Raw genomic sequence first — 6,490 nt, 5'->3', positions numbered from 1 at the left:
CGGTGGTATAAAGTTCCGCACTGCTGGCTCAAACGCTCCGCAATACTCATTATTTTCTAATGGTGAAATTTTAGTTATATTATACTTTTTGGGTGTACTTTATATTGGCATTCGTTCGGTAATGAATTATTTTAAAAACTTTAATACTTTTCTACCTTCACTATTTGAAAATAAATCCATGTTATACCATATTGATATTAATGAAATTGATAAAATGGAAGGTAAAGAATTTGAAGTATTTTTGGCAAAATTATTTGACGAGATGGGTTATTATTCAGAAGTTACCCCTCATAATGATTTTGGCATAGATGTAATAATTATAAAAGATAAAATTAAAACAGGAATTCAAGCCAAGTGTTATGGGGAAGGACGTACTATTGGAGTTGAGGCGGTAAATGAAGTCTGTGGTGGTGCAGGTGTCTGGAACGTTCAAAAGAAGATGGTAATCACTAATCGTTATTTTACGAAAAACGCTTTTATTACAGCTAAATCTAATAATATTGAATTAATAGACCGTGATGGCTTACAGCTCTTAATACAGAAGTATAAGGAAATAAAGGAAGAGAAAAGTATTTTTAGTTTCTTTTCATTTTTGAGTCGGTGGAAACACGGTTGAATTATATTGAAAATACTTTTTTACCGGTTACTAATTATAAATAATAGAACATTTCTCATGTTTGAGAAATGTTCTTTATTATTTATAATAATTTTACATATATTAGTAATTAAATCGCGTAGTTTTCATAAAAATTTAACTTTTAATACAATTTAAAATATCTCCCGCTAATATATTAGCTCCAGATAGACCCTTTAAGTATTTTAAATCACCATTTGAAGACCAATCAATGTCTCTTAAGTTTACTAACAGACTAGCTATTTTACTTGAATCTGGTTGTTGAGATTTAGCTAAATAATTATTATTAATTATTTTATTCCCTGCAATAGCTAATGCATATAAGCAAGTAATATTAGTTAATCTATATAACTTATTCTCTTCCCATTCTTCAGGAAATAGTTCTTTAATTAAATTAAAGTAAAAAAGAGCTAAGTTTAATTTCTTCTCCTTAGTTAAATTCTCTAGTTCAGATTTCCTAGTTAAATAATTTACGATGTTATATAGGTTTTGTAGCGTGATATTTTTCTCTTTAGTTCTTTTTCCAATCAAAGTTCCCTTACTAAAGAATGGACTTTCTGGCTTAAGTATTAAGTTAGTTGCAACCCAACTTATCTCATCATTATCCCTATTTAAGTAACGACTCAGAGAAGTACCTATCCCTTTCGCCTTCGTATTAATTATATCAAACAATTTTATTTCTTCGTCTTCATCCAAATAATGAAATGCCAAAAATGGGACATTTAATGTACTATCTGTTTCATTTATATATTCTTTTATACCACCTAATCTATGTTGTCCATCCATAAGTGTTGCTTTTTTCTTGCAAATTAATCTTCCATAATTTGGACGGAGATTATCATATGCATGAAATTCCCAATTACCAGCAGCATTTAACAAAATAGGAGTATAAAGAGCATCTTCCCCTTGTGAAAGATAATTAGCAAAGTCTTTACATCTTTTTTTATCTATTGGACGTTGATACCCCTTTCCAGAGGGATCATTATATAATTTTGAATATGAGAAATTAACAGCTACCTGAGATGATACAAAGCCTTGATAAGTAACACGACCTCTCATCTTAGATTGAATTATATTTTCTATTGCTATATTTGAAGTTAAGTAGTTACTCATGTTAAATAGAATCTCCTTAATAAAAATTTGATACTTTGAAAGTATAGTACTTATATGTTCAAAAATCAATAAAATAGAACATATATGTATCTGTAATACTCCTGAAGCCTCACATAGTCTTAATGTGAGGTGATATTGTGGATAGTTTAGTGACATTAGTTGGTAACAATATTAAAGATATTAGAAGATCAAAAAAAATGACTCAAGATGAACTTGCAGAAAAATGTGGTCTTCAACAAACTTATTTAGCTGCTATTGAAAGAGGAGAAAGAAATGTTACTTTACAAACATTAGAAAAAATAATTACCGGACTAGAAGAAGTACCTGCAACGATTTTTAATTTCGAACAACTCAACTTAGAACAGAAATACTTAAAGAAAAAAGGTTTGATTGTATTACTACTTAATTTGATAGAGAATAAAAATGAAGATGAAATACGTCTAATACTAAATATTGCAACTGAGATATTTAACACCTACAAAGGAAAATAAAAAATAGCTGTTGATTTTAAAAAATCAACAGCTATTTTTTATTGTGTTTATATTTTTCTTAAAATACCCAACTACACTAATTTAAATTAATATCTTCGAAGTTATTATATCTTAGGGTTAATTTATGTTTGCTTTTTTATCTCGTACTTAATCAATAATTTAAATAAATATTTTATACTACGATTATTTCGAGTTAAGTCAGTAACATAAATAAAGTTTCCTTCTTAATCTTTATCGAAGTTGCTCACGTTTCTTTTGTTACCCAGAAAATTTCTTTAATAATTAATATACAATCAGATTTCGTTTAATTGCCGAAATTGCCTTGAAGGACTTTGACTGATTGAACTGATTTAAGACAATTTTATGAGATACCCTTAACAATAATTTTATTAGTTTACTGTAATTGAATCATTAGAGTACATGCTTTTGACACATAATTATGCTTACATCTATAGTTAAATAGTAAAGTTAATTTGTTAACACGCTAAGAGATTCTTACAAATAGCAACCCCATCCCTAAATACTAAATAATTTTACTCCTCACTATCATCATCCAAATCACCAAATAGTTCAGGAAATTCCTTTTCTAAATCTAATGAAGCAGCCGACTCTTTTTTATACTCACTTATTTCAATAAGATTACTACTAATTCCTTTTCTTTTTCTTACACTTGGATTTGTACTTTCAATCATAAGCTTTTCGTAATAATTAACTTCTTGTTTTTTCTCATACAAGTTACGTTTTAACTTTTCAATTTCATGTGTTAATTCATCAATTCTTTTGTCCTTTTTCATTACTTGATCAGAGAGTTTGTTGTTTTCTTCAATATTTTTTATAAATACTTCTTGAATATGATATAAAGCTTCTCTAAGACCCTTTTCATCATTTGAAAATCTATCAATAATTAAATCAAAATTTGGATATGGTATTTCACCGGAACCTACATTATTATGACTAGTAATCACCTTTCTATTTAGGTGATTAATCGTTTCTTCCATGCGTCTTTTCCAAGTTTTGCGACTAATGCCTGTTTCCTTTTCCAAACCTAGATACTTGATAACTCCAGTATTTTTATTAGAGTATTCTAATAAAATTTTTTTCAACTCGGAATCGCTATAATACTCTGTTCTCACAATACTATTCTATAACCTCCGAATCTTTCTGTATTAAAGCATCAACCATTGCTTTTTGTCGTATAAAGCGATTAATAAGATTTGCCTTACTCAATGCCTGTTCATTATCGAACATTGAATAGGATTCAGTTGCTAAATTAAATTTCATATTTTTATAAATATTTAATAGCGATTTTAACTCTGTTACTAATTGCTGTTCTAAGATTTCTGAACCAGACAATAACCATTCAAGACCCTCATCGGAATTTTTTGGGTAATAAAAGAAGTCATTACAATATCTACATTCACCAGCACAATTATCTAAAGCTCCATATTTACAATAGCCATGTTTTACTTCTTTTCGAAGAGGAAAATCTTCCGGTGTATATATTCGTGATTCATTAATTTTATCTTTCACATCGAATACTCCCTCCCCTAAAATTTTTTCTAGCTTATTAATCCTAGCTTTTGTTGAAATAATATAAACATGGGATTCAACAAAAGACTCCAAATGTCCCCAATAATTTCGTTGAGTACCTATTCGTGTATGTCCTGCCATTTTAGCTATGGTTAAAGGATTTATCCCCTGTAACATCATATTACAAATTGAGAAATGTCTGGTATCAGCAAGAGTTATATAATTACGAATAATCCTATTAATTTCACCATTTTCATTTCTTTTAACAAAACGATAGAAATCAGAGTTATTCCATCCAACAATTTCTTTGTAGAAGCAAATCAAGAGATTATGTAACATATCTTGATGATACATATCTTCTCTTCTAGTAGTTTTTTTAGCAATTTTATAATAACGTGATTGTATCCGAAATGAAAATAAATATTTTTCTATTAATTCAGAAGGAACGGTTTGCTTATATTCTAAAATAGAGTCATAAATATTTTTATTTATACGAATAATGTTAGTTACACTTAATTCACTATATGATTTTGCTTCTTGTTTACTTCTTGGAACTTTTAAAAAGTAATTACCACTTTGCTCATAGCAACAATCCCATTCAAGTAAACAAAATTCTTTTGGTCTCATTGGAATAATCCCCGTAATTTTCCACCATAAAATTATAGGGAAGAATTTAGTTTTCTGAAGAGCAGTTGCTTGATTTTCAAATTCCATCATAAAATAATGAAAATCGATTATCACTTCATAGTTAGGTAAATCTCTATTCTTCTCTTCCATATATTTAATCTTTAAGTCATATAAATCACGATAAGTAAGCTGTATAAATGAAAGAAATTTACTTATAATATCATTAAACCTATAACGATTATTTAATGTTTTTGACATTGCATACTCTTCAAAAGCATCTACATTTCTTTTTTTAAATCCTCCAGAAGCTATTATTGCTTGTTTAATACTTGTACTAACATATCGAATATGGTTAATAGAAAATTTAGCATCTATAAAAATCAACAAATAACATTTTAAAGCAATCTTTAAATCTGGATATAAATCTATGTCGAATTTTAGATGACTACGATTTCCCATAAAATCTACTATAATCCAATAATCACTCTCAAAGCTATCTGTATGTAGGATACCTTGTTCTTTACTTGTTTCTAATTTGCTTAAATATTTATAAATGTTGTTCTTATTAAATTTATGATTTTCAGTGATTTGAATGTTTAATGCCCCATTTAATTCCTTAACTCTTTTTTGAGTTATCAATTTGTTTTACCTCATTTTCTATAAGAATAGCGTGAAATAATTTTTTAATTCGCTTACGGTCAATGAAGGTTTCTACATATTCTTTACCTTTCTCGACAATGGCTTCATTCATTAGAAGAAACATTTGTTTCAGAAAATGCTTTTCTCGTTCTTTCTCCCAGTCAAATTCACTATTATAAAGTTTATAAAGACTTGTTTCAATCTGTTCAGATATAGAAAGCAATAAATATTCTGTTGGTATCAAGTACTCACAACCAATACATGATTTTCTTTCAGGACTTTTACATTCTGGATATATTAAACATTGAGCGTGTGCTGTTTTTGCTGGCATTTCTCCACGGAATATTTTTACAATTAATCTTTTTAAATCTTCTTTTGGCAACTGGGAAAGCCTAAGTGCTAAAGATTCTTTATTGTTTCTTTCAGCAAGTAAAAAAGATGAATACGTTTCTAATTCATTTACTTTATACTTTTCACTGAAAGATTTAATTAATGCCGTCCTATCTTCTAATTTTTGTTCATTTTGGTGCAAAACAAGATTTATCATGGTATTATACACCCAACCAAAATGGCCCCTTTCGCATATATGGAAGGCCATACTATCTAAAGTACCTTGTGGGTTAGAAAATTTTATATAAACTTTAGTAGTATCCTCATCTTTATGGCTTCGTAAAATCTGAGCTGCTTCATAGGATAAATGCGCATCCCCTTCTGATTCAGAAACATGATGAAAAAAGTAAGTAATTAATGTTCTATTCATTTTAACACTATGGAATCTTGCTAATTCTGGATTATTTTCAAAAAATATTTTGTTAGTTCCCCTAGCCCTAATTGAGGTAAGCATTAATTTATCATTGTGTTTTCTTCGATGTAACTCAGTAATACTAATTGCTGTAGCAAACGATTCAACCAAACTATCTAAACAAAGGAATTGTCCTAGTGCCCCGGTTTTCGAGATCTTCATTTGGCCAACTTTTATATGAACCTGATTTACAATAAGTCTTGCCTCTTCTTTACTTAACCTATTATTCTCGAAAAATGATAAGTCATTGATTGATAAATCAATAAAATCAATAGTTGGCAAACCATAGATAATATCTCCACTTCGCCAAGCATTCATTAAATGCATAATGATATATACCCATGTCTGTGCATATGTTTTATATTTAACGGCTTTCTCTATATGGACTTCTATATTTTTAGCATGTTCATAATATTGATTAAAAATTTCAAGTGTGTATATGTCGGTTTCATTATTTGGATCGTTAAACGTAGCATACTGATTTGAAAAGTTACAACCTTCTATATTTTCGGAGCAATACTGAATAAAACCTATAAAGTATTGTTTAACATACTCAGGATAATTCTCATGATTTAAAAAGCTCTCAATATCTTCATCAGTCATTTTGGATAGGCTACACTAAGTTAGACAACTCTTATAAGGGGTAGTAAACTA

Annotated in this window: 6 protein-coding genes; 2 read left to right on the top strand and 4 right to left on the bottom strand. The window is 28.6% G+C overall.

Annotated features, from left to right (window positions below; all coding sequences use genetic code 11):
* On the top strand, positions 1 to 616 hold a 616-nt coding region (locus CD30_RS19665; RefSeq protein WP_141096078.1), incomplete at its 5' end, for a restriction endonuclease.
* A gap of 135 nt (positions 617 to 751) precedes the next feature.
* On the opposite strand, the gene CD30_RS18440 is transcribed toward CD30_RS19665, so the two are convergent.
* Positions 752 to 1,747 carry a DGQHR domain-containing protein gene (locus CD30_RS18440; RefSeq protein ID WP_036180405.1) on the bottom strand — a complete coding sequence of 332 codons (996 nt, stop codon included), beginning with the start codon at positions 1,745 to 1,747 and terminating at the stop codon, positions 752 to 754.
* A 137-nt stretch (positions 1,748 to 1,884) separates the two neighbouring features.
* Here CD30_RS18440 and CD30_RS18435 point away from each other — a divergent pair, with 137 nt between their 5' ends.
* Positions 1,885 to 2,238 carry a helix-turn-helix domain-containing protein gene (locus CD30_RS18435; protein WP_036180402.1) on the top strand — a complete coding sequence of 118 codons (354 nt, stop codon included), beginning with the start codon at positions 1,885 to 1,887 and terminating at the stop codon, positions 2,236 to 2,238.
* Between the two features lie 533 nt (positions 2,239 to 2,771).
* Here the strand turns inward: CD30_RS18435 and CD30_RS19660 are convergent.
* From CD30_RS19660 to CD30_RS18420, 3 genes are read right to left on the bottom strand one after another with little or no spacing between them, the layout of a single operon-like run.
* Positions 2,772 to 3,341 carry a hypothetical protein gene (locus tag CD30_RS19660; protein ID WP_141096077.1) on the bottom strand — a complete coding sequence of 190 codons (570 nt, stop codon included), beginning with the start codon at positions 3,339 to 3,341 and terminating at the stop codon, positions 2,772 to 2,774.
* Between the two features lie 34 nt (positions 3,342 to 3,375).
* Positions 3,376 to 5,034 (bottom strand): site-specific integrase, encoded by a 1,659-nt coding sequence (locus CD30_RS18425; protein ID WP_036180400.1) that lies wholly within the window; start codon positions 5,032 to 5,034, stop codon positions 3,376 to 3,378.
* Positions 5,012 to 6,439, bottom strand: coding sequence for a hypothetical protein (locus tag CD30_RS18420; protein ID WP_036180397.1), 1,428 nt, complete (start codon positions 6,437 to 6,439; stop codon positions 5,012 to 5,014). The genes CD30_RS18425 and CD30_RS18420 overlap by 23 nt, the downstream gene beginning before the upstream one ends.
* Positions 6,440 to 6,490: the final 51 nt, after the last annotated feature.

Origin of the sequence: Ureibacillus massiliensis 4400831 = CIP 108448 = CCUG 49529 (assembly GCF_000772965.1) — a bacterium.
Lineage (GTDB): Bacteria > Bacillota > Bacilli > Bacillales_A > Planococcaceae > Ureibacillus > Ureibacillus massiliensis.
The sequence above is the reverse complement of the archived record's forward strand: the minus strand, read 5'-3'. Positions and strand labels throughout refer to the sequence as shown.